The organism is Acidimicrobiales bacterium, from assembly GCA_036378675.1.
Lineage (GTDB): Bacteria > Actinomycetota > Acidimicrobiia > Acidimicrobiales > Palsa-688 > DASUWA01.
Window position 1 is genome coordinate 1 of sequence record DASUWA010000032.1, and the last position, 24,623, is coordinate 24,623.

Annotated in this window: 22 protein-coding genes and 1 other RNA gene; 14 read left to right on the forward strand and 9 right to left on the reverse strand. The window is 65.5% G+C overall.

The annotated features are described in order from the left end of the window. On the reverse strand, window positions 1-1,273 hold a 1,273-nt coding region (locus tag VFZ97_11360), incomplete at its 3' end, for a class I adenylate-forming enzyme family protein (GenBank protein HEX6394032.1). 82 nt (window positions 1,274-1,355) lie between these two features. Here VFZ97_11360 and VFZ97_11365 point away from each other — a divergent pair. The 4 genes from VFZ97_11365 to VFZ97_11380 are packed head-to-tail and all read left to right on the forward strand — an operon-like array spanning window position 1,356 to window position 4,037. Then, window positions 1,356-1,928 (forward strand): 2-oxoacid:acceptor oxidoreductase family protein, encoded by a 573-nt coding sequence (locus VFZ97_11365; protein HEX6394033.1) that lies wholly within the window; start codon window positions 1,356-1,358, stop codon window positions 1,926-1,928. Next, a complete protein-coding gene (locus tag VFZ97_11370; protein HEX6394034.1) occupies window positions 1,925-2,185 on the forward strand; it encodes a 4Fe-4S dicluster domain-containing protein in 261 nt (86 codons plus the stop codon). Before VFZ97_11365 ends, VFZ97_11370 begins: the two co-directional genes overlap by 4 nt. Continuing rightward, window positions 2,185-3,264, forward strand: a complete 1,080-nt coding sequence (locus VFZ97_11375; protein ID HEX6394035.1) for a hypothetical protein — start codon at window positions 2,185-2,187, stop codon at window positions 3,262-3,264. Before VFZ97_11370 ends, VFZ97_11375 begins: the two co-directional genes overlap by 1 nt. Continuing rightward, window positions 3,261-4,037, forward strand: coding sequence for a thiamine pyrophosphate-dependent enzyme (locus VFZ97_11380; protein HEX6394036.1), 777 nt, complete (start codon window positions 3,261-3,263; stop codon window positions 4,035-4,037). Before VFZ97_11375 ends, VFZ97_11380 begins: the two co-directional genes overlap by 4 nt. Here VFZ97_11380 and VFZ97_11385 read toward each other — a convergent pair. Together VFZ97_11385 and VFZ97_11390 are read right to left on the reverse strand one after the other, a co-directional pair. Next, on the reverse strand, window positions 3,980-4,516 hold the full coding sequence (locus VFZ97_11385) for a MarR family transcriptional regulator (protein ID HEX6394037.1): 537 nt from the start codon (window positions 4,514-4,516) through the stop codon (window positions 3,980-3,982). The two genes, VFZ97_11380 and VFZ97_11385, sit on opposite strands and share 58 nt — an antisense overlap. Before the next feature lie 45 nt (window positions 4,517-4,561). Further along, on the reverse strand, window positions 4,562-5,461 hold the full coding sequence (locus tag VFZ97_11390; GenBank protein ID HEX6394038.1) for an aldo/keto reductase: 900 nt from the start codon (window positions 5,459-5,461) through the stop codon (window positions 4,562-4,564). 120 nt (window positions 5,462-5,581) lie between these two features. Between VFZ97_11390 and VFZ97_11395 the strand changes: the two genes are divergently transcribed. The 7 genes from VFZ97_11395 (at window position 5,582) to VFZ97_11425 (ending at window position 10,237) form a co-directional block, all read left to right on the forward strand. Continuing rightward, window positions 5,582-6,463, forward strand: coding sequence for a class F sortase (locus VFZ97_11395; protein ID HEX6394039.1), 882 nt, complete (start codon window positions 5,582-5,584; stop codon window positions 6,461-6,463). A gap of 152 nt (window positions 6,464-6,615) precedes the next feature. Next, the gene (locus VFZ97_11400) at window positions 6,616-7,584 is read left to right on the forward strand and encodes a hypothetical protein (GenBank protein HEX6394040.1); all 969 of its coding nucleotides are present in this window, start codon (window positions 6,616-6,618) and stop codon (window positions 7,582-7,584) included. Next, window positions 7,581-8,351, forward strand: coding sequence for a DivIVA domain-containing protein (locus VFZ97_11405; protein HEX6394041.1), 771 nt, complete (start codon window positions 7,581-7,583; stop codon window positions 8,349-8,351). Before VFZ97_11400 ends, VFZ97_11405 begins: the two co-directional genes overlap by 4 nt. Before the next feature lie 75 nt (window positions 8,352-8,426). Then, entirely contained in the window at window positions 8,427-8,630 is a 204-nt protein-coding gene (locus tag VFZ97_11410; protein ID HEX6394042.1) for a hypothetical protein, read from the forward strand. A gap of 85 nt (window positions 8,631-8,715) precedes the next feature. Next, a complete protein-coding gene (locus VFZ97_11415; protein HEX6394043.1) occupies window positions 8,716-9,258 on the forward strand; it encodes an ATP-binding protein in 543 nt (180 codons plus the stop codon). Then, window positions 9,255-9,740 carry a hypothetical protein gene (locus tag VFZ97_11420; protein ID HEX6394044.1) on the forward strand — a complete coding sequence of 162 codons (486 nt, stop codon included), beginning with the start codon at window positions 9,255-9,257 and terminating at the stop codon, window positions 9,738-9,740. The genes VFZ97_11415 and VFZ97_11420 overlap by 4 nt, the downstream gene beginning before the upstream one ends. A gap of 8 nt (window positions 9,741-9,748) precedes the next feature. Continuing rightward, the gene (locus VFZ97_11425) at window positions 9,749-10,237 is read left to right on the forward strand and encodes a nuclear transport factor 2 family protein (protein HEX6394045.1); all 489 of its coding nucleotides are present in this window, start codon (window positions 9,749-9,751) and stop codon (window positions 10,235-10,237) included. A 51-nt stretch (window positions 10,238-10,288) separates the two neighbouring features. Here the strand turns inward: VFZ97_11425 and VFZ97_11430 are convergent, their stop codons facing one another. From VFZ97_11430 to VFZ97_11440, 3 genes are all read right to left on the reverse strand, one after another. Beyond that, window positions 10,289-10,828, reverse strand: a complete 540-nt coding sequence (locus VFZ97_11430) for a hemerythrin domain-containing protein (protein HEX6394046.1) — start codon at window positions 10,826-10,828, stop codon at window positions 10,289-10,291. Window positions 10,829-10,960: 132 nt separating this feature from the next. Beyond that, window positions 10,961-11,301: RNase P RNA component class A (gene rnpB, locus VFZ97_11435), an RNA gene on the reverse strand. Window positions 11,302-11,459: 158 nt separating this feature from the next. Continuing rightward, window positions 11,460-12,995, reverse strand: a complete 1,536-nt coding sequence (locus tag VFZ97_11440) for an MFS transporter (protein ID HEX6394047.1) — start codon at window positions 12,993-12,995, stop codon at window positions 11,460-11,462. 68 nt (window positions 12,996-13,063) lie between these two features. Here VFZ97_11440 and VFZ97_11445 point away from each other — a divergent pair, with 68 nt between their 5' ends. Genes VFZ97_11445 through VFZ97_11455 form a run of 3 tightly spaced genes read left to right on the forward strand, consistent with a single transcriptional unit; the run spans window position 13,064 to window position 19,828 of the window. Continuing rightward, a complete protein-coding gene (locus VFZ97_11445) occupies window positions 13,064-17,488 on the forward strand; it encodes an alpha-(1->3)-arabinofuranosyltransferase family protein (protein HEX6394048.1) in 4,425 nt (1,474 codons plus the stop codon). 1 nt (window position 17,489) lies between these two features. Beyond that, on the forward strand, window positions 17,490-18,419 hold the full coding sequence (locus tag VFZ97_11450) for a DMT family transporter (protein ID HEX6394049.1): 930 nt from the start codon (window positions 17,490-17,492) through the stop codon (window positions 18,417-18,419). Beyond that, a complete protein-coding gene (locus VFZ97_11455; GenBank protein ID HEX6394050.1) occupies window positions 18,419-19,828 on the forward strand; it encodes a glycosyltransferase family 39 protein in 1,410 nt (469 codons plus the stop codon). The genes VFZ97_11450 and VFZ97_11455 overlap by 1 nt, the downstream gene beginning before the upstream one ends. Here the strand turns inward: VFZ97_11455 and VFZ97_11460 are convergent. The 3 genes from VFZ97_11460 to VFZ97_11470 all read right to left on the reverse strand — a co-directional run bounded on the left by VFZ97_11460 (window position 19,728) and on the right by VFZ97_11470 (window position 24,618). Next, complete coding sequence (locus VFZ97_11460; protein HEX6394051.1) at window positions 19,728-20,969, reverse strand: glycosyltransferase family 4 protein; 1,242 nt, start codon at window positions 20,967-20,969, stop codon at window positions 19,728-19,730. The genes VFZ97_11455 and VFZ97_11460 overlap by 101 nt on opposite strands. Then, a complete protein-coding gene (locus VFZ97_11465) occupies window positions 20,966-22,204 on the reverse strand; it encodes an acyltransferase (protein ID HEX6394052.1) in 1,239 nt (412 codons plus the stop codon). The genes VFZ97_11460 and VFZ97_11465 overlap by 4 nt, the downstream gene beginning before the upstream one ends. 83 nt (window positions 22,205-22,287) lie before the next feature. After that, on the reverse strand, window positions 22,288-24,618 hold the full coding sequence (locus VFZ97_11470; GenBank protein HEX6394053.1) for an SMC family ATPase: 2,331 nt from the start codon (window positions 24,616-24,618) through the stop codon (window positions 22,288-22,290). Between the last annotated feature and the right edge of the window lie 5 nt (window positions 24,619-24,623).

Genomic DNA, 24,623 nt, shown 5'->3' on the forward strand with positions numbered 1-24,623 from the left:
CGCCCCAAGTCGGGTCAGGCATCCCGACGATAGCGACGTCTGCAAGGCCCGGCATTCCGGCAAGAGCAGCCTCCACCTCGGTAGGGGCGACGCTTTCGCCCCCGGTCCTTATCACCTCCCGGAGGCGCCCGGTTATGTACACGAAGCCGTCGTCGTCCATCACCCCGACATCGCCCGTGTAGTACCACCCATCCCTGACAGCGGCGGCAGTCACGTCCGGCAACCGGTAGTAACCGTTCATGACCGTGGGGCTGTGGTAGAGGATCTCTCCTTCGGCCGAAACGATGATGACTCCGGGAGGCGAAGCCCGCCCGACGCTTCCAGGATGGTCGTCGAGTTGGCGCTCGAACAGGGTTGTGTGATGGCCGCCCTCGGACGATCCGTACAGCACCGATCGGGTGGCTTGCGGCATCGCCGACTTGAGCCGGTCGAGAAGGTCCCGGGAAGCGGCTGACGTGCCCGTGTCTGCGTGAAGCACCGAGGACAGGGAATCGCTTCCTTCGGGGAGCGCCGCGAGTACCCGTTGCCAAACGGCCGGGATGCAGTACATCGCGGACGGCCTCCAACGGTCGGCGGTTTCGACGAGGATCTCACCGTCGAAGCGCCGGCAAACGTGGATCGCGCACCGGTGATGCCAGGCCTCGAGAACGTAATGCCATCCTCCGTAGTGAAACAGCGGGAAGCTGGCGAGGATCCCACCGTCACCCCGCAGGCCCGCGGCGAAGGTAGATCCCCCCGGAAACGAGCGAAGCCAGCTTGCCCGGTGGCTGACCTCCACTCCTTTCGGCTGCCCGGTGGTCCCGCTGGTGAGGTAGATGACGTGGGTCGATGAGTCGTCGAATGCGACATCGGCGACGGGGGTCGCAGAACTCGAAGGAGCGCTCGCGCCGACGAGCTCGTCGACCGCGGTTGTCGGGACAGCCAGGGACCGAGCGGCCTCACGCGGCGCGTCGTCGGCGACGACAAGCCGCGGGTCGAGGTACTCGATCACCCCAGCAACCTCGTCCGGCTTCAGAGAGGGATTCAACGGCGCGAAGACCGCGCCGAGACGGGCGGTCGCGGCGAAGCCCTCGATCAAAGTGAAGCTGGGCGGCGAGGACCAAACGACGACGTCCCGCGGAGAAACGCCTGCGCCCCGAAGCGCGTTGGCGAGGCGGTTGGCGCCGGCGTCGAGTTCGCCGAAGGTGGTGCTGCGGTCGTCGATGGTCGCGGCGATGCCCGCCGGTCTGGCTTTGGCGGCGTCCGCCAGGAGGTCCCCGATGAGCAACTGCATCCGGCCGAGAACCTAGCAAGGGTCTCTCGTGCGAGGTGGAACCGGATTCCAGTCTTGGGGTCGACGTGGTAGCGTTGGCGGGGTGCAGCGAGAGGTCCTGTTGACGGGGATTGGCGGCCAAGGCATCCAGCTGGCCGCGAAGACCCTCGCCATGGCCGCCACGGCGGAGGGGCGGCAGGTGCTGATGAGCTCCCACTACGGCGGCGAGATGCGAGGCGGTCAGACCGAGGCGTCCGTGATCGTCGCGGACGAGGGTTTGAGAGCGGTTCCGATCGTTGAATCCGCGTGGTCGGCGTTCGTCATGCACGGTCGCTACTGGCCCGGAGTCGCCGCGCGGATCCGCCCGGGAGGACCCGTCGTGTACAACTCGAGCGTCGCAGGCGACATCGAACCCGGCGAGTGGCCCCTCGTTGGGGTGCCAGCCGGCGACATTGCCGACGAGATTGGCGCGCCGATGGCGGCCGGGTTCGTGCTGCTCGGAGCGTTCGCCTCCATCACCGGCCTGGTTACTGCCGACGCTCTGGTCGGTGCGATGAGGGAACTTGTCCCTCCCTACCGCGTCCAGCACATCGAGAACAACGAAAAGGCTATCCGTGCTGGGGCGGCGTCCGCGACGCCCCTCTCCGATCCCGCCTGGGCGGTTTCGCCGGCGTGAGCCCGACTTTCGAAGGCAGGGTCGCCGTAAGCAGAGGCACGGTCACCATCGACGTGGAGCGGTGCAAGGGCTGCGAGCTCTGCATCACGGCCTGCCGCCCAGGCGTGCTCACCATGTCCGGCGAGGTCAACTCGACCGGTTACCACTTCCCGCTTCTGTCACCGGGATGCACCGCGTGTCGCGCTTGCCGCGATGTTTGTCCCGACTTCTGCTTCGACGTCTTCAAGTTCGAAACCCCTCAAGTGGAGGCCGGCTGATGCCCGCCAGGTTGTTGCAGGGGAGCGACGCCGTCGCCCAAGCGGCGATTGCTGCGGGTTGCCGCTTCTTCGCCGGTTACCCGATGCTTCCCTTCACAGACCTGTTGGAGAGCATGGCCAAAAGGATGCCGGCGGCCGGCGGGGTTTGCATGAATGCCGAAAGCGAGATCGAGGCGGTCAACATGACCCTCGGCGCCGGAGCCGCGGGGTCTCGAGCAGCGACGGGCTCGTGCGGGCAAGGGATCGCGCTGATGCAAGAAGCAATTGCCGAGGCCGCGCTTAACGAGGTGCCGTTCGTCGTGTTCAACATGGCGCGAGGACAGCAGGACTACTTCCAGTGCACCCGCGGCGGCGGTTGGGGCGACTACCGAACCATTTGCCTCGCCCCGAAGGATGTCACCGAAGCGGTCGAACAGACTCAGCTTCTGTTCCATCTGGCCGACCTGTACCGGGCCCCCGTCATCATGTACGGCGACTATCTCATCTCGCACACCTACATGAGCGTCGACGTGGAGCCCGTGGAGTTCGGGCCTCTTCCCCCTAAGGACTGGGCACTCGATGGAACCCGAGGCGGAACTGGCCGGTCGAGGCAGATTTGGACCTGGGCGATGGGCAAGGCCAACGATCCCGGGCCTGGCCCCGACCTTCACTGGCAACGCATCGCCGACAAGTTCGAGGATGTCGCGCGGGCGGAGCAGAGGTGGGAGTCTTTTTCCTGTGAGGACGCCGACACGGTGATCGTGTCGTTCGGCACCGCGGCGCCCTTCGTCGAGCAGGTTGTCGGCGAGCTGCGCAGCGACGGTTGCCCCGTGGGAGCCTTTCGCCCGGTGAGTCTCTGGCCATTTCCAGAGGCTGCTCTCTCCGACGCGTGTGCATCGGCATCGAAGGTCCTGGTATTCGAAGTGAATGCAGGGCAGATGATCGACGATGTGCGCCTGGCGATCGGAGGTCGCGTTCCGGTGGTTCCTATCGGGAGGGTCAGCATCGACTTCAGCGGGATGCGCCAGGGCGAGATTCTGACTGTGCCGTGGATCCGTGACCGTGTGAGGGGCTTGATCGGTGAAGGAGCGCTGAGATGAGTGTTGGCACTTCGGGAGGCCCGCCTTCTGCGGCGGCCCGCAAGGTCGCCGAAGCGCTTGCGCCGCTTCAGCTTTCCGGGGAGCACCACCTTTGTCCCGGTTGCGGGCATCCGGTCGCATGGCGGCTGCTTCTCGAGGTGATATCCGAGCTCGAACTTTCGACCAAAGCGATCGGGGTTGTCGGGCACGGGTGCTACACGAACATCGTCTCGTTGGCCGACATCGATTTCCTGCAGTGTCTTCACGGGCGCGCCCCTGCCGTTGCGACCGGCGTGAAACGGGTGCGGCCCGAAGCCGCCGTCTTCACCCTTCAAGGCGACGGCGATCTGGCAAGTGAAGGTCTTGCCGAAGTCCTGCACGCGGCCGCCCGGGGCGAGCGCATAACCGTGATCATGCTCAACAACGGCGTGTTCGGGGACACGGGCGGGCAGATGACGGCTGCGTCCGTGGTGGGCCAGAGGACCAAGACCAGCCTCGACGGGCGCGAGCCAGAGGATCACGGCTACCCGGTACCCGTTGCTGACTTGGTTGCCGCCCTGCCCGGAGTCGCTTATGTCGCCCGAGGGGCGGTCAACAACGCCGGCTCGATAGCGAAGACGAAGCGCTACATGAAGAGGGCGTTCCAAGTCGCCGTCGAGGGTGAGGGTTTCAGCTTCGTGGAAGTCCTCACCATGTGCCCGACGGGATGGTTCCTCCCGACGGCCGACGGACCGGGCTATCTGGAGGGAACGTTCGAGAAGACGTTTCCGCTGGGAGCGCTCAAGGGATCGTGATCGGCTTCGTCCAGCGAGGGGTACGGGTGGCGCTGGACATCCTCGACCAAACGGTCCAGTAGAGACGAGAGCGTCGCGACGTCGGCGGCCGGCCAGGCGGCAAGTGCCCTTCGCATGTGCCGCCAGATGACTTCGCGCATCCTGTCGAAGGTCTCCTGACCGATCTCGGTTGCCTCGACGACGGTCATGCGCCCGTCGTCGTCGTGGCGCCGGCGATTCACCAGCCCGGCTTCGTCGAGCTGGCGTAGCAGACGTGCGACGATCGCCGGGTCGAGGTCGAGCATCACGGCGAGCTGACCGGGAGACGTCGGTCCCGACTCCACGACCCGTCCGAGGAGCCGGTAGGCCTGCTGCGATATCGACACGCCGGCGGCCGCGGCCAGCTGTTGATGGATGCGTCTGCTGCCCTCTAGCCGGAACAGCGTCTGGATCGCGGCGGTGACGGCGTCGGTTGTATCGCCGGTTTGATCGTCGCTCACCTCAACCAGGGTACCGGTTAGTTGACCTCGGTCAAGGAACGGCGATCAGATCCTCTCGAGGTCGGCGCCGTCGAACAGGGGCACCATTTGGAGTCGTTCGACATCGTCGTGCATGGTGCTTGCATCTTCCCCCGGTCCGTACGGAGACGATGCCGCTCGTGAGCCCGCTTCCAGGGTCGGCCGCAAAAGCCGGGCGTCGCTGGAAGTGTTGAGGAACGCCTGGGGGTTCGACATCACCCAGCGCACCGATCGCTCGATCGAGTCCGGATCGGTGATCGGCTCGTACCAGCTGTACCTGGGCGCGGCGTCGGCACCCCACCGCCTGCGCGCGACAGACTTGATCGTCTGAACCGCGACGCGCCTCTCCGCGCAAGTTTCGAGCAGCCGTTCGACATCCTCCCGGTAGCGAGGAAGGGTGAGCAGCAGGTAGCTGTAGGGGAGCAGGACCGAGTCGAAATCGAACCGATCGAGGCTCCTGCTGTGCATCGAAGCGATCCGCAACCCGTGCCCGGTGACCCCGATGAACCGAACGAGCCCTTCGTCCCGGGCGCGTGCCAAGCCCTCGACTGCGCCACCCGGACCGTGGGCGTGCTGCCACTCGTCCTCCTCGACCAGGTTGTGGAGCTGGATCAGGTCGACGTGGTCCACACCTAGTCGGGAGAGTGACTGCTCGAGTTCGGCTCGTGCGCCGTCTGCCGATCGCTCGCCGGTCTTGGTGGCGAGGAAGAAACGGCCTGGGTGCGCCGTGAGCCACGGGGCCACCCGTACTTCCGAGTCGCCGTACGAGGCCGCTGTGTCTACGTGGTTGATGCCGAACTCGAGAAGCGTCTCGAGGATCTCGTCGGCTCGTGCCTGTCGCATCCTCGCAAGCGCGGCAGCGCCGAATATCACCCGGGTGCTGCGGTGACCTGTCCTACCGAAGTCCGCTTGCTGGATAGTTGTCACTTCGCGACTCTCCTCGGCGTCGCGGTAACAGTCAAGGCCCGTTCGAAGCCTTATGGAGCAGTTCGGTCGGAGGGATACCGCTCACATGGTCGAAATTGGAGGCGTAGGTAGTGTGGGGAGATGAGCATGAGGGATGGCGGGATAGTCCCGGATCTTGACGGTCAGCGCTCCGCTATTCCTAAAAATACGCCAGGCGATACCGCGGCTCTTTTGGCATCGAGTCGAGAACTCATCGCCGAGGCACGCCGGATTCTCGCCGAGGCTCCAACCGCTCATGCGGGAAGCCGTGTGGAGCCGGTCTTGTATCGGTCGCTTCCCGACGATCCCGGGTTTCTTACGCGGCCCATTGGCGAACCGACTCATGGCCTTTCTCGCCGTCTGCTCGCTCTTGTACCGGCGGCGGCCGGTGTCGCCCTTCTCGGAGCCGGGCTCGCTGCTCTGACGGGTAGCCACACAGACCACGCGCTCACCGTGGAGCTTCAGCGTCCTTCGGGCGGTGCCGGCACAACCCAACCTCCACTCACCTCGCCGCCGACTTCCACTCCGGCAGCTGTGTCGGAGCCGGAGGCCCCGGCATCGCTTTCAGTGCCGCGCCTCCGCACGCATGCGGCGGTGGCCGGCGAGGTGCATGTGCAAACGACCGGACCAGAAACGGGCCTTCTCGACGCTCCGACCAACTACCACCAGCTCGGTTGGTACCGCCACGGCGATACCGGGGCGCTCGTCCTGGACGGCCATGTCGGTTATCGCAATGACCCAGGCCCGCTGGCCTTCATTGGTTCGCTCGCCGCCGGCGACGTCATCGTCGTGGGCTTCCCTTCAGGCGATCGGGCGTTTGCCGTCAGCGTCGTCGGCCGCGCGGTGAAAGGAGCATTACCGCAGCAGTACTTCTCCGATCAGTACGACCAGGACTTAATGCTCATCACGTGCGACTACACATCGCCGTTCCGCGCCGGTCACTTCGCCGACAACGTCTATGTCGTTGCGTCCCCGAATCCGTAAGGATCGAGCCGAAAGTACTTATTGACCTGATTAAGCAGGAAATTCGGACTCTTCGCCTAATACCTTGATGGGTATACTCCGGGGCAAAGCGGGGGAGAGGGGCGAATCCGCCAACTTACCCACTTACCTCGGAAACAGATCGCGAGGTGGGCATGAGAAGGGCGCTGGGAGTGGCGGCAGTACTCCTTGGAGTGGCCGCAATGTCGGTGGGTTCCGCCGGCTTGGCAGCCGCGCAGGGATCGGGGGGAAAAGGCAACAAAGGCGGGGCTCCTCCCGGAAACAACGGGACCATCAAGATCGACCAGAACGTGCTGACGGACGTCGGAAAGGTGGATCACGCCAACCATCCGCACGTGTCGTGCCAGTTCGCGCTCTCGTTCTTTGGTTTTGATACAGGTCTTCGCCAGACCACCGTCGCTTATTCGGCTCAGCCGCCCAGCGGCAAGTTCGGGCCGGTGGCGCCGACACTCGGCCGCGGGAGCTTCGCGTTCCAGGGACACGGACCTGGCCCCGCACTCGACTGGAGTGAGCCGTACAAGCTCGACGTGACCGGGCTCAAAGCCAACCCCAACCAGGGGTATCACATCAAGGTCGACGTCGAAGTGACCGGTTCGATCGGGTCCGACGACAAGTACAAGGTCTTCTGGTACAAGCCGTGCATCGTCCCGACGTCGACCACGTCAAGCACGTCGACGACGTCGACGACAGTGAAGCACCGAGGTACGACGACGACAACCACAACAACGGTGCCGCCGGTCACCAACAGCGTTCCGCAGACTGGATCGACGACCACGACCAGTCCGACGACAGCTCCCCGGAACCCAACCACGTCGACATCGACGCCACCGACCACTACACACGGAGGCGTGGGTCAGATCGCAAGCACGACGACCACCACGCTGAAGCCGGCGGCGGGCGCGGCGCCTGGATCTCGGTCCGGGCTCGCGTTTACCAGCGGACCTACTCCGTCGGGCGCCGGGACCGATCTTGGACTCTTCCGTCCGATCAATGCATCGCCGCTTCCTTGGGTGCTACTGATCGTGGGCGGCGTGCTGTTGGGAGGTGCCGGAACCTTCAGTCTCACCGGAACTCGCATCAAGAAGTGGGTGAGGGGAGCATGACGGCATCAGTCAACGATCCCGGACGTGTTTCTGCCGACGGAATCGCCGGTCGTTCCTTCACCGGTGCGTTCCGTGGCTACGACAAGAACGAAGTCCGCAGTTTTCTGGCCGACCTCGCCCGACAGCAGAAGGCTCTGATCGATCGAGCCTCTGAAGCCGAGAACCGGCTCGACGATCTACGGGCCCGTCTCGAGTCTGTCGAGGGCCTGTTGCAGTCGGCTGACGAGAAGTATCAAGAGGCCCAGGCGCGCCTGGAGGATATGGAATCGGAACGGCGATCAGCCGAGCCGGAATCCGTTCCCGACTCGCAGCAGGACGCCGTGAGGGCGTTCGGGGAAAAAGTCACCGAAGTTCTGCAGATCGCAGTCGCCGCAGGCAACTCCATACGCGCGGAGGCAGAGGCGTGGGCTTCCCAGCGTCGGCAAGAAGCCGACCAAGAGGCCGCCGACACCCTCTCCTCCGCGCGACAGGAGGTGGCGAGCATCGTCGCCCGCGAGGAGACCAACGTCGAGCAGCTCAGGACGACCGAGGAAGCGCTGCGTACCTGGCTCCGCGCAGCTCATGCGGCGATCGGACAGGTCCTCGATCAACCGGTCGTCGGGACGGGCGAGCTCGCGGCGGTGTTAGGCAAGATCCGCGAGATCGGGCCGTCGACGGAACCCGGCAGTCCGGAGTCGGTCGAGACCGAAGTTTTCGGACCTGTCATGACGGACGAGAGTCAGGCGTTCATACCAATGCCAACCGTCTTGACGTCTTATCTCGGCTGAATCACAGCGAGTCGACGATCCAAAAGAGCGTGTTCGGGCAAGGTCAAGCGGATCCGTAACAACCCGCAGGTCCTGGTGGCGCCGGCGACGTTTCGCGGCAAGCCAACCGGAATGGTCGTTATCGGACATGCCCGAGTCCTCGACGCAGACGAATGGCCATACGCCGAGAAGACGCTGGAAAGCGCATTCGGCCTCGGCAGGAAGCTGTATCAAAGAGCATTCCCCATGTCCGACCAGACCCGGGCCTACATCAAGATCTCCCCGGTGTCCCCCCGCTGACGCCCGCGCCCACGGGTTATCGGCAGTAAGCTCCTCGGCCGTCTGGAGCGTTTGAGTTGTTCGGGTGGGAAAGGTGAATAGTGGCGTGGACGCCGGCGAAGAACGTCGCGAGGTCCTCCAACTCAACGGTGAGCGAGAAGACGTTCGTGTCGGGCGCCGTTTTCTCGCCCAGACCCTGATCCAACTCGGTTGGGAGGACAGGCTCGATGACGCTTCACTGCTTCTCTCCGAGCTACTGGCGAACGTGGCCCTGCACGCTCGGACCGGGTGCTCAGTTGTCGTGAACACGACCGCTGATCGCCTTTGCGTCGAGGTGGAGGACCGGTCGCCGGTCATGCCCCGGGTTCACCACTATTCCATCGACACAACGACTGGGCGGGGACTCCGCTTGGTCGATCGACTGGCAGAGTCGTGGGGTACCGAACCCACGGCGGCTGGCAAGAGGGTCTGGTTCTGCCTCGATCACGGATCCCCCGGGTCAGCGGTCGAAACGAGGGCCGGAGCCACGGTTTCCGGACAAGGGGTCGGCTCGACGGTTCCCGACCTCGACGACCTGCTTCGTCGGCTGGGAACGTCAGAAGAAGGCGATTCGCCGTTCCTTTGCTCGAGCTTGGAGCCGGCAACGTGACCGAAGGCCTCGGTGAGGTCCACTTGATGAGGATCCCGCTGGACATCCACCGGCAGACGACCGAACACAGTTCTGAGGTGATGCGGGAGTTCGCTCACCTGGCAGAAAGAGGAGCCGACTCGCATGTTCCCTCGCGCCTCCTCTCGTTGGATCGAGCCCTACAGGAGAGGTACGCCGGGTTCACCAACACAACGTCGAGCGAGCTCGACGAAGCGGTAGCCCGGGGAGACGCCGAAATCGATTTGACGTTCACGCTCCCCAAGGATTCCGGTCAGGCGGCGAACGAACTGGGCGAAATGTGGGACGAGGTCGATCGCTACTGCGAAGAGGGCAAGTACCTGCTTGCGCTGCGGACACCACCTCTCCTCGTGGCATATCGCCGGTGGTTCCTCGGCGAGTTCAGCAGGCAGGCCTCGGGTGAGCCGCCGCGCAGCTGGCCCGATTGGGCGATGGACTGTCTCCCGGATCAGGCGGACCTCTAGGCGCGATCGTGGATGCTCCCTACGAGGACAAGCAGAAGATCTCCGAAGTCGTCCTTCGTTATTGCCGCGGCGTGGACCGGCTCGACCTTGCTCTGATCCGGTCCTGCTATCACGACGGCGCGATAGACCACCACACAGGATTCGACGGTGACGCGGACGGCTACGTGAGCTGGCTCGGGAAGGTGCTTCCCCGGTTTACGGGGACCATGCACATGGTCGGAAACCAGCTGATAGAGGTAGATGGCGACACCGCGCGCAGCGAGACCTACGGGATGGCCCATCACTGGGGGGAGCCAGCGAGCGATCCCGCGTTGAACTTCGTGTCAGGGTTCCGCTATGTGGACAGGATGGAAAGGCGCGATGGCGAGTGGCGCATCGCTGAGCGTTGGGCCGTGCGCGAGTGGACTCGCTCCATCCCGGCTGAAACGGTCCGACCCAAGGAGGCCGAAGGTCCGTCGCCGAAGCGAGACCGAACCGACCCGCTCTACTTTGGATAGCCCACGTCGGATTGATCGCTCGCGGATCGATGCCGCCGGTGATTACCCCAGTCAGCGGTTCTGGACCGTGCGATCCCTTACTCGGTCCCAGAAGGATGCAACCCGCGTCGTCATCGGGTAGACCGGGCCAAGTGCCAGTAGGTGGGGGTGTGGATGCGAAAGGATCACGTTTTCAGCACCTCGCATCCTGTCGCCAAGTTCGTCCAGTTCAACTGGCTTGAGCGTTTCGAGCATGGTCGGGATCAGGATGCGCGTACACCGATCCTGGTGGGACTCGAACACATTGAGCAGGTCGTTGACAAGGTCGGGCATGTCCGGCGAGTTGATCTTTCGCCGCTCGGTGAGAACGAGCAGGCGTTCCATTCGCTTGTAGTCGTGACGGAGGTCGTCGGCCAGCCCGGGCGCGTTGGCCATGCGACGCTTCACTACCGGGTAAATGAAAGTGCGTTCAATGGCAACGTGAGTGGCTACCTGCTTGACGATCTCCAACCACGCTGCGCCCCTATCTGCGTCCGGATCTCGTACCCGCTCGAACAGCGCGCGCAGGTCGTGATGCTCCCGCTCCAGGACATCGACCGCTGTTTCCCCCATAGATCAAATGTACCCACGGGCGCTTCGATATCGAATGGGGGAAATCCTCGAGAATCCCTGCGCCCGTTCTGTGAATCCCCGCACAAGGTGTGGGCGGCGGGGTCCTAAAAATCCCTGCTCAGAGGGCTAGTGACGGTGAGCCGGTCTGTAGGCGGGATTCTGTTTTCCGGCCGAAACCGGATCGGTGGCCATCCATCTGAGCGGTCTACCTGGGGACATTGGCCGGGCCGGCCGTCCCACGCTTGACCTTGCTCCGAGTGGGGTTTGCATAGCCGCTCGAGTCACCCCGTGCGCTGGTGCGCTCTTACCGCACCGTTTCACCCTTGCCTGTGACCGTCGGTCCATCGGCGGTTTGCTTTCTGTTGCACTTTCCTGCGAGTCGCCTCGACTGGCCGTTAGCCAGCACCCTGCCCTGCGGAGTCCCGACCTTCCTCGACCGGGTCGTGCCCGGCCGCGGCCACCCGACCGACTCACCGTCAACCACCATTTTGCCAGACCGGCGGAGTGGGTCGGGGTACGGTCGAGGGACGCCGCCTGGTGGGCCAGACGCGAGTTCGGGTGTGGAATCGTGCGCGATCCGGCCGAATTCCACTCCCAAACGCGAGATTTACGCCCAACTCGCTCCGGCCGATCAGCGCGTCGGGGTAGCGGCGCGGTCTCGGGACGCCAGGACTGCGGCGAGCACAGCAGAGGCAAGCATGAGCGCCGCCGCGGCTGCGAGCACGAAGTTGAGCCCCTGCGTGAACGCGGACGTCACGCTGGGGAGCACCTGGCCGACGACCTTGACCAGAGGACCGGTAGTCGGGATATTGCCCGTGGTGATCGCAACGATTGCCTGGTCGCGGGCGGCGTGCGAGAGGCCCGGGATCCGGTCGAGTTCGTGCAGAAGGTGGCTGGTGATCTGGCCGTAAAGGATCGCTCCGAGCACTGCCACACCCGCAACTGCACCCAACTCGCGGCTGGTGTTGACCGACGATGCGGACATTCCCGATCGTTCGGCCGGTACTGCACCCAGGACTGCGCTGGTGACTGCAACCATCACCACGCCCAGTCCAACGCCGACGAGCACCAGGCTCCACCCGAACAGCTCGATTCCGGACGTCGGCTTGATGTACGCGTTGGTCAGCAGGATCCCCACGCCGGCGGCAATCGAGCCGATGACCATCGGTAAACCCGGCCCGTTGCGGCCGATCCAGAACCCGCTGAGCGCGGATGCCGCGATCAGGCACGCCGCCATCGGGATGAAGTCGATCGCGAGATGGTAAGGCGAGGTATTGCCGAGAAGCCCGATGTAGAGGGGGATGAAGAAGAACACGGAGAAGGTGGAGAAGTATCCGGTGAACGCAAGGGTGTTTCCGCTCACGAACATCGGGGAGCGGAAGAACCGCAAATCCAGGACCGGTTCTTCGGCTCTCTTCTCCACCCAGATAAAGGCGAGAAACGCAATAGCAGACACGGCGTAGAGGAGCTCGACCCAGGCCGTCGAGTAGCCGTTGGTCTCGCCGGCGATGGTCGCGAACGCGCCGCAGGTAATCGTTAGCGCACCGAGAGCGAATCCGGCCACGTCGAAACGACGCCGTTGAGGCGTGACGATCTCCGGGAGCACCCCACGCACGCCCGCGATCGCGATGACGCCCACGGCCACGTTGAACACGAAAATGAGCCGCCACGACCACAGACCGACCAGTGCCCCGCCCACAACCGGTCCGAGGGCAAGCGCCAAACCGGAAACCGCGGACCACACCCCAAGCGCCTGGGAACGCTCTTCGCCGCCGGGGTAGAGCTGCCGGATCATCGAAAGGGTCCCCGGCTCGGAGGCGGCCGCGCCGACACCCATGATCACCCGTCCGGTTATCAGTATTCCGGAGGTCGTCGCGACAGCAGAGAGGATCGAACCGGCCGTGAACACGACGAGGCCGACCACCATCATCCGGCGGCGCCCGAGGTGGTCACCGAGCGTTCCAAAAGTGAGCATGAGCGCGGCAAAGGCGAGCGCGTACGAGCTCACGATCCACTGCAGCGCGGTAATCCCCGCGTGAAGCTCGTTCTGGATCTGCGCCAGGGCGGCCCCGACGATCGTGTTGTCAAGAAAGGTAACGAACAGCACCAGCGACAGAACCGCCAGAGCGAGACGAGGCCTGGTGGTGCCGATTTCGGTCACGGCCACATGAGAAAAGTACCCATATTGGCCGGTGACTCGGCGGATTCTCGCTCCGCACCTACACTGCCGCCCCTGTGCGAAGCCGACGGAGTGACCTGATCCTCGCCGGCCTGCTCGCCGCGGCCAGCTATATCCCGTTACTTCTCAGCAAGCCGGGGATGGTCGCGGCGGACACCAAGCAGTACCTGTACCTCGATCCCGGGAGGCTCACAGAAAGCGCCGCGTCGCTGTGGGATCCGAACACAGGACTGGGGACGGTCACCCACCAGAACATCGGCTACCTATTCCCGATGGGGCCTTTCTACGCCGCGGCAAGCTGGCTGCACATCCCCGTCTGGGTTGCCCAGCGTCTCTGGATGGGGTCACTTGTGCTGGCAGCCGGACTCGGCGTCGCGTACTGCGCGCGCCGTCTCGGTTTGGAAGGACCGGGCAGATGGGTCGCAGCCTTTGCCTACGCGTTCAGCCCCTACCTGATCGACTATCTCGGCCGCACGTCAGCCATCGTCATGCCGTGGGCCGCGCTCGGGTGGATGGTCGGTCTGACCGTTATGGCTGCGAGGTCGGGTCGTTGGCGGCATCCCGCGCTGTTCGCTCTCGTGGTTGCCTTGGTGGGCGGAGTCAACGCCACGTCGATCGTCCTCGTGCTGGTTGCCCCGGCGTCGTGGCTGATCTACGCCGCGTTCGTGACCCATGAGGTGACCGGCCGTCGCGCTGCAGCCGTCGGGGGCCGGATCGCCCTGTTGAGCGTTGCCGTGTCGTTGTGGTGGGCCGCCGGCCTCTGGGCGGAGGGCGCCTACGGAATCAACGTCCTCCGTGTCACCGAGACCGTCCCGACCGTTTCACACACGTCGTCCGCCCCTGAAGTGCTGCGCGGCCTTGGTTACTGGTACTTCTACGGATGGGACAAGGTCCAGCCTTGGACCCTCGCGTCCGTCCGGTACAGCCAGTCGCCCTGGCTTCTGTCGGTCAGCTATCTGGTCCCAGCGGTCGCGGTCGTACTCGGATTCTTCGCGAGGTGGGCCTACCGCAGCTACTCGGTCGCTCTGGTTCTCATCGGAACGGTCATCGCGGTAGGCGCTTACCCATATGGGCACGCCTCCCTTTACGGCGACCTTCTGAAGAGCGCGTCGTCGGGTTCGACGATCGCTCTCGCGTTGCGGTCGGTCGACCGCATCGTGCCGATCGTCGTGTTGGGGTTGGCGCTGATGATCGGCGCGGGCGTTTCATCGCTGCGGCTCGCTCGTCCAGGAGTCGGATTGGTCGCGGCCGGCGCTTGTTTCGGGCTCATCGCCGCGGATCTTCCGCCGCTGTGGTCGGGCAACCTCATCGCCGCGAACCTCGACCGCCCCTCGCAACTCCCAGAGTATTGGAAACAGGCTTCCGCCTACCTCGATTCGGCAGGAAGCGATCGTGTCCTCGGCCTTCCCGGGGAAGACTTCGCGGCGTACTCGTGGGGCGTGACCCAGGACCCGGTTGCAAGCGGGCTTCTCGACCGGCCGTACGTGCAAAGGCAGGTCGTTCCCACCGGCACGCCCGCCGCGGCGAACCTGTTGCGGGCTCTCGACGAGCCGCTGCAAGAAGGCAACCTCGACGTGGGCGCGGTCGCTCCGATCGCGAGGCTGATGAGCGCCGGCCAGATTCTCGTTCAGTCCGATCTCCAGTACGAGCGTTACCACCTTCCTCTGCCGCAAGTGATGTGGCTACAAATGACGTCCCAAAGGGCGGACCTCGGCAATCCCACCTTGTTCGGTGCCCCGAACCCGGCGCCGTTGGTCAGGTACCCACTGAACAGCGAGCAGCGGCTTGCCATCCCAACGGGAACTCCGCAGCCGCCCGCGCTTGCCGTGTTCAACGTGACCGGTCCGAGGGCGATGGTTCGCGCGGAGCCGGCTTCTCAACCGGTGATCCTCGCCGGCGACGGGAGCGGCCTCGTCGAAGCGGCTTCCGCGGGGCTCCTCTCGGGTGGCTCTCTCGATCAACCCATCATCTACAGCGCGTCGTACGCCGGCGACGCCGCCGGCCTTCGCGCGGCGGCCGCGAATGGCGCGACGCTCGTCGTTACCGACACGAACGCGCTCGCATCGTCGCGTTGGGGAAGCCTTCGGGACAACGTCGGCCAGATCGACCAACCGGGCGTTCAGCCGTTGACGAACAACCCGTCGGACTACTCGTTGCCGTTGTTCCCAGGCGCCGGGACCGCGGCCCAGACCGTGACCGACGTGACCGGCGTCAAGGACGTCCGGGCGACCGGATACGGCGATCCGCTGTCGTTCACCCCCGAAAATCGACCCATCAACGCGCTCGACGGCGACCCGTCGACTGCGTGGACGTTCGGCGCGCACTCGCCGGTTGCGGGCGGCCGCATCCGGATCGACCTTCTGCATCAAGTCACCACCGATCACATAACTCTCTTGCAGGCACAGCTGGAACGACCGAACCGGAGGATCACGAAGGTAACCCTCACCTTCGACGGCAGGAAGCCTGTCGTCGTGAACCTGAACGCGGACTCGTACTCGGCGCCGGGCCAGGAGGTGTCTTTCCCGCTGCGAACCTTCGAGCGCCTCGAAGTGACGGTCGACGCTGCGAGCGGCGGAAGGAACAAACGCTACGACGGACTTCCCGAGGTCGGCTTCTCCGAGATCGGCATCCCGGGCGTAGAACCGGCCACCGAAACGCTGCGGATGCCTCGGGATCTTCTGTCAGCACTGGGCCCGGCGTCGGCTTCCGACCCGCTCTATATATTGATGAACCGACACAGGCAGGTCCAAGTTCCGCGCCATGATCCCGAGCCGCAGATGTCCCGGACATTCACCTTGCCCACAGGGCGAACGTTCTCCGTCGATGGAACGGCCGAGATCAATACCGGCGATGCCGACGACCTGATCAACCGGTTGATCGGGCTGACCCCACCGGCAGTGCCAGAAGGGTCGCCGGCCCAGACAACAAATCCGGCAATCGTCGTCGCAGCAAACTCTTCGACCCGGCTCGACGGCGACCGCTTCGCGCGCGCGAACGAGGCGATCGACGGCGATCCGTCAACCGCCTGGATCGCGGAGACCGGGCCGCAAGAGGGCGAGTGGCTGGGCTTCCAGGCCAACAAACCGATCACGTTCGACCATCTGAACCTTCAAGTCTTGAACGACGGTCGCCACTCCCTCCCGGCGCGACTTACCATCGGCACCGAGTCCGGGTCGAGAACAGTCGACGTCGAAGTTCCGCGCGTGGGCTACGGCCGGCCGCAGAACTCGACCACGCAGGTGACCGTCAACTTCGCACCCATCTCGGGGTCGAGCGTGAAGGTCACGATCGATGCGGTCAGGGACGTCCGTTCAGTCGACTACTACTCGACGTTCGCGGGCGTAACCGACGTCATGCCCGTCGGCATAGCCGAGCTCGGCGTTCCCGGAGTGATTCAACCCCCATCTCCCACGCAGCTCCCCGAAGCGTGCCAGCACGGACTTCTGAGCATCGACGGGAATCCCGTAGACATCCAAGTTGCGGGTTCCACCAACGACGCCCTCACCGGGCAGCCTCTTCAGCTCCGCGCGTGTGGCAACTCAACTAAGGGCATCACCCTCGGGCCCGGCGCGCACAAGGTCTCGACCAGCCCCCGCCTGCCGTCGGGGTGGTCGATCGACTCGCTGGCCCTTGCATCCGTCTGCCCCAACCAGCTCACGCCAGCTTCAGCACCTCCGGAAACCGGAGTCGCTCCTCCCGCCACTGTCAAGATCGATCACCACGACCGCACCTCTTGGGACCTCACCGTCCGCTCCGGCGGGCATCCGTTCTGGCTGGTGCTGGGCCAAAGCTTCAGCAGCGGATGGTCTGCGACGGCAGCGGGGCACTCGCTCGGGGCTCCGAAGCTCGTCGACGGCTACGCGACGGGCTGGCTGGTCCCGGCCGGAGCCCTCAGGGGCGCAACGGCGGTTCACATCGAATGGCGGCCGCAGCGCGTCGTCTGGGCAGCGATCGCTGCGTCGGCGGCTGCGCTGCTGTTCTGTTTGGGTCTCGCGGCCTGGCCGGCGCGGGACCGGCGTTCACGGTCTTCGGGTAGCAGGAGCCGAAACCGCTTCTACGAGCCGGGGATCTTGCCGGCTTCATTGCGTGCGGCTGTCTCACCCGGAGGACTGAAGCCGTCGATCATCGCAGCGGTCGTTGCATCACTTGTCTGGGGCATCGCGATCACCACCGCCAGCAGACCGGCGATAGGTGCGGCCGCGCTCTCCGCAACGGCGGCCGGATGCCTACTCGCTCGCGGGAGGCTCGCCGTCAGACTCCTCGCCGCGGCTTCGTTCATTCTCCTGCCGGTTTACGTAGTCCAGCAGCAAGTCGCCCACGATTACCTGCCCACGATTGACTGGCCGAGCGCGCTGAGCTCAGCCAACGACATCGCTTGGTTCGGCCTGGCAATGCTGGGGGCGGACGCCGCCGCCGGCGCCGCCACTGCCTACGCCCGACGGTCCCGCTCGCATACGCTCCCACCGGAGGAAATCCGCTGAGTTGAGCACCGTCGTCACAGCAGCGCTGGCGCCCGCCGGCGGCCCAAAACTGATCGCAGGGACGGCGGTGGCTGTTGTCTCCGCGGTCCTGTACGACGCCGGGTACATTCTCGAAAAGCGGGCCCTCGTTCAAATTCCGCCACTAGGGGCAAATCCGGCAACGTTGATCAGAACGGTGAGCCGTTCCCGCCTGTGGCTTGCCGGATTCTCGGCGATGGTTGCCGGCCTGCTGCTGCAGGTCGCCGCGCTGACCATGGCCCCTGTCTCGGTGGTGCAACCGGTACTCGCGGCCGGGCTCGTTGCTCTCGTAGTGGTGGGCGGGCCGCTGCTGGGGGAGCGATTGGGTCGACGGGAACGATCTGCTCTCTTCCTCGTGATCGGGGCGGTGGCGGCGATCGCCGTTTCCTCCAGACCCGGGGCTCATTTGGCGAGCTCCGTGCCAACAGGTTCGCTCACGGCGCTGGCCATCCCGGTTGCGTTGGCAGCAGCAAGCGCGGCTTGGCTCGGTGCCCGCGCCAAGGCGGCGCCAGCCCTGTCGGCTGTCTCGTTCGCGGCGTCGGCCGGAATGCTCTACGGCTTGGGAGCGGTCGCCGAGAAAGCCGTCGCCGCGAAAGTGGTCGGGCAAGGCATTGTGAGCGGTTCCCTGTCCTCGCTGGCGTCCCCTTATCCGTGGGTCTTTGTCATCGTGACCTTCGCGGGAATGGTGGTGTTCCAATTCGCTTTACAACGCCACGCCGCGTCCATGGTTGCCACGATCTCGAATGTCGTCTCGAGCGTCTGCGCGCTGGCTGGTGCGAGCATGGTGTTCGGAGAGATGCTTCTCCCTTCGGGCTGGTGGTCGCTTGCGAGGCTGGCTGGATTCGCCGGGGTAGCCGGAGCCCTTCTTCTGTTGGGGGCTGATCGTCGTCGGGTCGAGGCGGCGTTGTCGTAGTGCAAACCAAACCCCGGCCCGCGCCCGAACAGCTGAAGGGGTGGGAACGGAATTGGCGAGCGTTCCTCGCGGCCGCCTTCCTGCTCGGTCTCGCAATCCGTTTGGCTTCGGTTCTTGCGCGACCTCATCTCGCCGCGGGAGGCGATCCACTCGAATATGTGGGCCAGGCGAATCTTCTTTCGGACGGAAAGGGCTGGATCGAGCCGCTCGTCTATGCCCACACAGGCGCACACTTCCAGACCGCGAAGCTCCCGCCGCTCTTCACACTGCTCATGGCGGTTTGCTCCGTCGTCGGGTTGAAGAGCTTCTTCGCGCACCGGATCTGGTCTGCGATCCTGGGATCGCTTGCCGTTCCCGTCGCCGCTGGACTCGGAAAAGAAGTAGCCGGCCGCAAGGTCGCAGTTGTTGCCGCGTTCGGTATCGCGGTTTACCCAAACATGTGGATGAGCGACGGGCTTGCAATGTCCGAGACCGTATCGCCGATCCTCACCATGCTCGCGCTTTGGGCCGCCTACCGGATGTGGCGCAGACCGACGCGGACCGCAGCCGCTTTGCTCGGCCTGTCCGTCGGTCTCGCAGCGCTGGCCCGTGACGAGCTCATCCTGCTCGCCCTTCTCGTGCTGGTGCCCGTCGCTTGGCTGGCGAAGAGCACGAGCCGACCGGAGCGACTGCGTCTCGCGGGAATCGGCGTGACAGGCGTGGTGGTTGTGGTCGCCCCGTGGATCGGATTCAATCTCAGCCGATTCTCCCACCCGGTGCTCATCTCGGATCGCTTCGGAGTGACAGTCGCCGCGGCGAACTGCGACTCGATGTGGCACGGCCCGCTGCGCGGGTACTGGTCCATGGAGTGCGCAGCCCGGTCGGCGGTCGGTGTTCACGGGGACGAATCGGCAGTCGACCCAGTCGCGCTCCGTCGCGGCCTTCACTACGTGAGCGGTCACCTGAGCGGACTGCCGGCCATCGAGGCGGTGAGGCTCGGGCGAACATTCGGTTTCTACGCTCCGGAAAACCAGCTCCAGCTCGACAGTTTCATCGAGGGCCGTCCGCTGTTGTGGGCGCAAGTCGGCTTGGGCTCGTTTTATGGGTTCGCCGCGCTCTCGGTAGCTGGGGCGGTGGTCCTGCGGCGCAGAGGAGTACCTATTTTTCCGATGGCCGCCGTGGCTGTCGACGTGGTGGTGGCGGTGCTGCTGACTTATGGCCAGACGCGCTTCCGTGCGACCCTCGAGCCGGTGCTCGTCCTGTTGTCAGCGGTTGCGGTCGTAGAGGCCGTCGGCGAAGCCCAGCTCCTCCGGCGTCGATGGAAGCGACTTAGACGGATCCTGCGCGCGCGCGGTTTCGTGCGCCGAGTTTCGGCGTGGCGGCAGACGCGAGCACTCGCATCGATTCGAATGCCGCTCGATCCCAGCTGAGTCGCCCCGCGTTGGCTATGGCCCCTTGGCGCATGCGGCGGCGCAGGATGTCGTTGTCGAGAAGCGCTCCGATCGCGGCGACCATCGCGTCACCAGGTTGCGCGAGGTATCCGCTGTAGCCGTCCTGCACCGCGTCGGAGTGGCCGGCGATTGGGCTGGCGACTGCGGGAGTTCCGCAGGCGGCCGCCTCGCTGATGGTGAGGCCCCATCCTTCGTAGGCTGAGGTCGAAGCCAGCACCCACGCGCCTTGGTACAGAGCGACCAGCGCGTCGTCGTCGAGGTGACCGGGAAGGCTGATCCACTCGGCGGCCCCGTGGCGGGCGATCAGTGCCTCCAGCGCCGTGCGCTCCGCGCCCTCGCCCGCTATCACGGCTTCCATAGTCGGGTGCTGCTCGCGCAGCCGAACCAGCACCTCGATGAGCAGGTCGAACCTCTTGTAGGGAACAAGACGCCCGACAGCGACAACCAGCGGTCGAGGATTGATGTGGCGTGCCGGGCGGAACCGGTCGTCAACGCCGGGAGGCACGACCGTCACGCGCGAAGGATCGAGGCGGAGCTTTTCCACGATCCCGACCCGTGACGATTCGGACAGGGTGACGACGGGATCGTGGCGGTAGAAGCGCGGCGCGACGCGAGCCTCCAATGCCTTGCCCAGCGAGGCGAGCGGCGCGGGCATCACCAGATTCCACATCTGTCCATGCACATGGTGGAGGAACGTCATCCTCGGTCGCCGGCTCCAAACAGGGGTGAAAAAGGGCATGCCGTTCCACACCTCGACCACCCCATCAGCGGGCGCGCTGCGCCTCGCAATTCGCCTTGCCGCCGCGGCCGGGAACACCAGGTACCGGCCTGCGGGGCGCGCCACGCGGTAGCCGTCTCTCCCGTGGTTCCGGGGCGCACCAGGAGCCCGCGAAGCGATGAGCGTCACGTCCAGACCGGCTGCCGCCCACCTTTCCGCGATGCGCGCTGCGTGCACTTCCGACCCGCCCGCTTCGGGATGGTCGAGATCCCTCCACGCGAACATGTCGATGCTTCGCAAGCCTGACGATGCGGCGATGTCGCCGATCTTCGAAGCGCCCGAGTCGACCGCGACCAGTGGAGTCCCGCGGAGGTCGGCCCCGAGCATAGGGTCTTCGCTCATGTGGCGGCTCCCACGGTGGCGACGTTCGATGCAGCCGTATCGGGTTCGGTGTTCACCGCGGAGACGGGGATCGCTCGGGGCCGCCTCGGGAGTCTCGGTATGCGGATGCTTCCGCGCAGCATCGGACGTTCAATCGCGAAATAGCTGACGCTCGCTGCGGCCGTCGCCGTGGCGACGACGAATGCGAGAAGTTCGAGGAACGACATCGTGAACAACCGATCACCGCTCCAATGCAGGAACCTGTCGATCCACGCCTCGTGCCACAGGTATATGCCGTACGACACGGTGCCCAGGAACACGAGGGGCCGTGTCTGAAGCAGTCGCCGCACCAGGCCCTCATCCTGCGGGCCGACGACCGCCGGCGCGACGAGGAAGAACGCGAACAGTGCGTAAAGGGTCTGGCGGGCCAGGCTCAGGCCGAGCGGAGATGCCGTCACCGGTTTGACCGGTAGACCGATGTTGGAAACCCACACGAACAAGCCTCCGGCGATCGCCCAGCTGATCCAGGGAACAGACGGATGGTCGAGAGACCTCGGCGAGCGTCCGGTGCTCGCAGTCCACGCGGTGAAGACCGCCAGAAGCATCCCCAGGGCGAACAGATCGGTGTAGCCCGGCAGCCAGTTGGGCATGGTGAGCGCAAGCTGCCCGTGGGCGGTGAGGACGATCGACCTGTAGACGAAGCTGACTGCGACCCATCCGCCGAGGCCGAGAAGCTCCAACCGCAGTTGGCTGTCCGGGCTTCGCCGGCGACGGCCTATGCACCAGGCCCACAGCGGCAGCGCCAGATAGAAAGTCATCTCCGTGCACAACGACCACGCCTGGGTGATGCCAGACAGGGCGTAGTAGGGCGAGTAGATCTGGGCGAAACCTAGATACACCGGCACCGCCGCCCAGCCGTGGCGGATCTTGTCCGCATGCATCACGTAGGTGACCACGATGAAGGCCGCCCAGTACGCGGGGATGATCCGCTTGAGCCGGCGTGTCCAGAAGCGCGGGATCGACACGTCTCGCCCTTCAAAGTGCGCGACCGCGAACGGCCGGTAGAGGAGGAACCCCGAGATCACGAAGAAGACCGAGACGCCGATCTCGAGCCGTGAGGTGTAGTTGCCGATCCCGCTCCGGCCGGTGAACCCGGAGACAAAGGTCGTGTGAACAGCCACAACGGACAGCGCGGCCAGCGCTCGAAGACCGTCGAAACAGGGAAAACGGGACGCGTTGATGGGGCGGGTAACCACGGTGTCCGGGGCACAGTAGTGGACGCCCGCGCTACGTAGAGCGCCATGTCCACCACCGTCCGATAGGTCCGGAATCAGCGGCTTCAGTCGCCCCAGCCCCCGACGACACAAGCGGCGGCGCGCCTGCCGGTGAGCTTGACCACCTCGATCGCCCCGGGGAGCTGCTCCTTGATCTCCGAGTCGTGGGTCACCACCAGCACCTGGCGGAAGCGCCCCCTCAGGCGTTCGAGCGCGAGGAGCATGCGTGCCTTGCGGTCCTCGTCGAGGGGTCCGAACACTTCGTCGAGCACGAGCAGGCCCACCGATCCGCCGGACTGGAAGTGAATGTGCTCGCTGATGGCGACCCGAAGAGCAAGGTTGGCGAGGTCCACTTCAGACCCGGAGAATCTCTCGAGGCCGAACACCCGGCCCCCGTCGCTTATCTGTAGCTGGTAGGTCTCGGGGTCGACGAGGAGCTCGTCATACTCGTGATCGGTCAGCTCCGAAAAGAGCTGCGCCGCGTGCAGCGACAGCCGCGGTCCCACCGACGCGACGACCGTGTTGCGGAACTCGGACAGGAGATCGGCGACCCTGCTTACGTGCCGGGCCTCCGATTCGACGCCGGCCAGCTTGGCGTGCTGCTCCTGGGCATCGGCCAGCCGCTGAGCCGCCGCAGACGCGCGCTCCCTCTGCGTGGCCGCGCCAAGAGCGGCCTCCCTTGCCGCATCCGCCGAGGCCCTGGCCGCGCTCGCCGCGGAATCCCGCGCGGTTTCCGCGGCCTGCAGAGCGGACCGGTCGAAATTCAGTTCGCGTACTCGGACCCGGAGCTGTTCGACCCTCTCTTCGGCGGCCCCGACTTTTTGCACGTCGTCGGCCAGCGATTGCTCCAGCACCGGGCGGCGTTCCAGCCGCCCGCGCACCCGGTCCGCCGCCGCCATGGCCGAGCGGATCCGCTCGACGGCTCGCCGGAGCTCGGCCACCTCGCCGGCGAGCTGCCCTGCCAGCGGGGGGAGCGCCGGGCGTTGCCTCGCGGGCGGCGAAGCATCCAGGACTTTGACCCAGGCGCCGGCAAGAGCCGCGCTTGCCTCGGCGTGGCGGTTGGCGGCCTGCTCCCACGCCGCGCGCTCGGCGCGCCGGGCGTCGGCCTGCTTGACGAGCGTGGCCAACCGACCCTCGGCCTCGCGTGCCAGGCGCAGGGCTTGGGCCTTCTGCTCGGTCAGCTCGGCCTTTCGCTGCTCGGCCTGCTGCAGTTCCTCTGCGCGGTGCGCCTGGACCTTCTCGAACGCGGTACCGAGGGCCTGGCCGCATACTGGGCAGTCCGCTTCTCCGGACAGGCTCTCGGATCGCCGGAACAGCTCGTTCGCCCCATCCGCGTCAGCGACTGCCGCGTCGACGAGGGCGGTAAGCCGTGCAGATGCGTCGCGAGCTTCTCCCGCCTCGGCTCGAGCAGCCTCGATGGCGGCTTCATCGACGGGCGGCACCTCGGTCGGCAGCGGCGCCTTGGCCAGGCGTTCGGCCGCGGCAGCGGCCTCGCGCATCGCGTCGAGCTCCGTTTCGGACTCCTCGAGACCGGAGGACTCTGCTTCTAGACGGACGAGGTCGCCGGCGGCAGCTTCGAGCTCGGCGAGCTCGGCGCGTTCGGCGGCTACGCGGTCCTTCAGCAAGTCGAGCTCGCCGCGAGCGGCTTTGCCCTCCTGAACGAGAGACTCGTGGACCTGGCGGGATCGGTCCAGCACGGCCAAGGCGGCTTCGGCCGCGGCGAGTCGTTCCTCTGCTGCGGCTGCCGCAGCCCGCTCCTGCTCGGCCAGCACCTCTGAAGCCTGGGCTTTGGCCTCGGCGTCCTCGGCCTCGACCTGGCGGACCGCTAGATCGGGAAGCGTTCTGCGAACCTGTTCGTGGCGATCGTTCAGCTCGCGGGCGTCGCGCCGGGCCGCGTCCCTCGCCGCGTCGAGGGGAGTTACCCCGAGCAGCTGAAGAACAAGTCGGCGACGATCCGCGGGCGACTGGTTGGAGAAGGCGGCGAGCTGCTTCTGCTCCGCAAACACCGATGCCCGGAACGCGGAGTCGTCCATGCCGAGCACCGATTCGACGTAACGCTCGGCGTCGCGCGTCCCGGTGGACATGACCAGACCATCGCATTGGACTTCCACCGAAACGGTGGAGTTGATCCCGCGCAGCACCCGCCGGACCAGGTAGAGGTGCCCCTCGTGCTCGAACTCCACCTCGGCAAGGCAATCTCCGCCCACGCCTGTCGAGCGGATCTGCTCCTTGGTGGTGCGAGCCTTGCCCCACAAGGCGAAGAGGACGGCTTCCAGGAGCGTCGACTTGCCCGAACCGTTGGGCCCGTAAATCCCGACCAGCCCCGGAGGGATCTCCAGTTCGAGCTCGTCCTCGTAGACCCGGTAGTTGCGCAGGTAGATCCTGGTGAGGAGCATCCGGG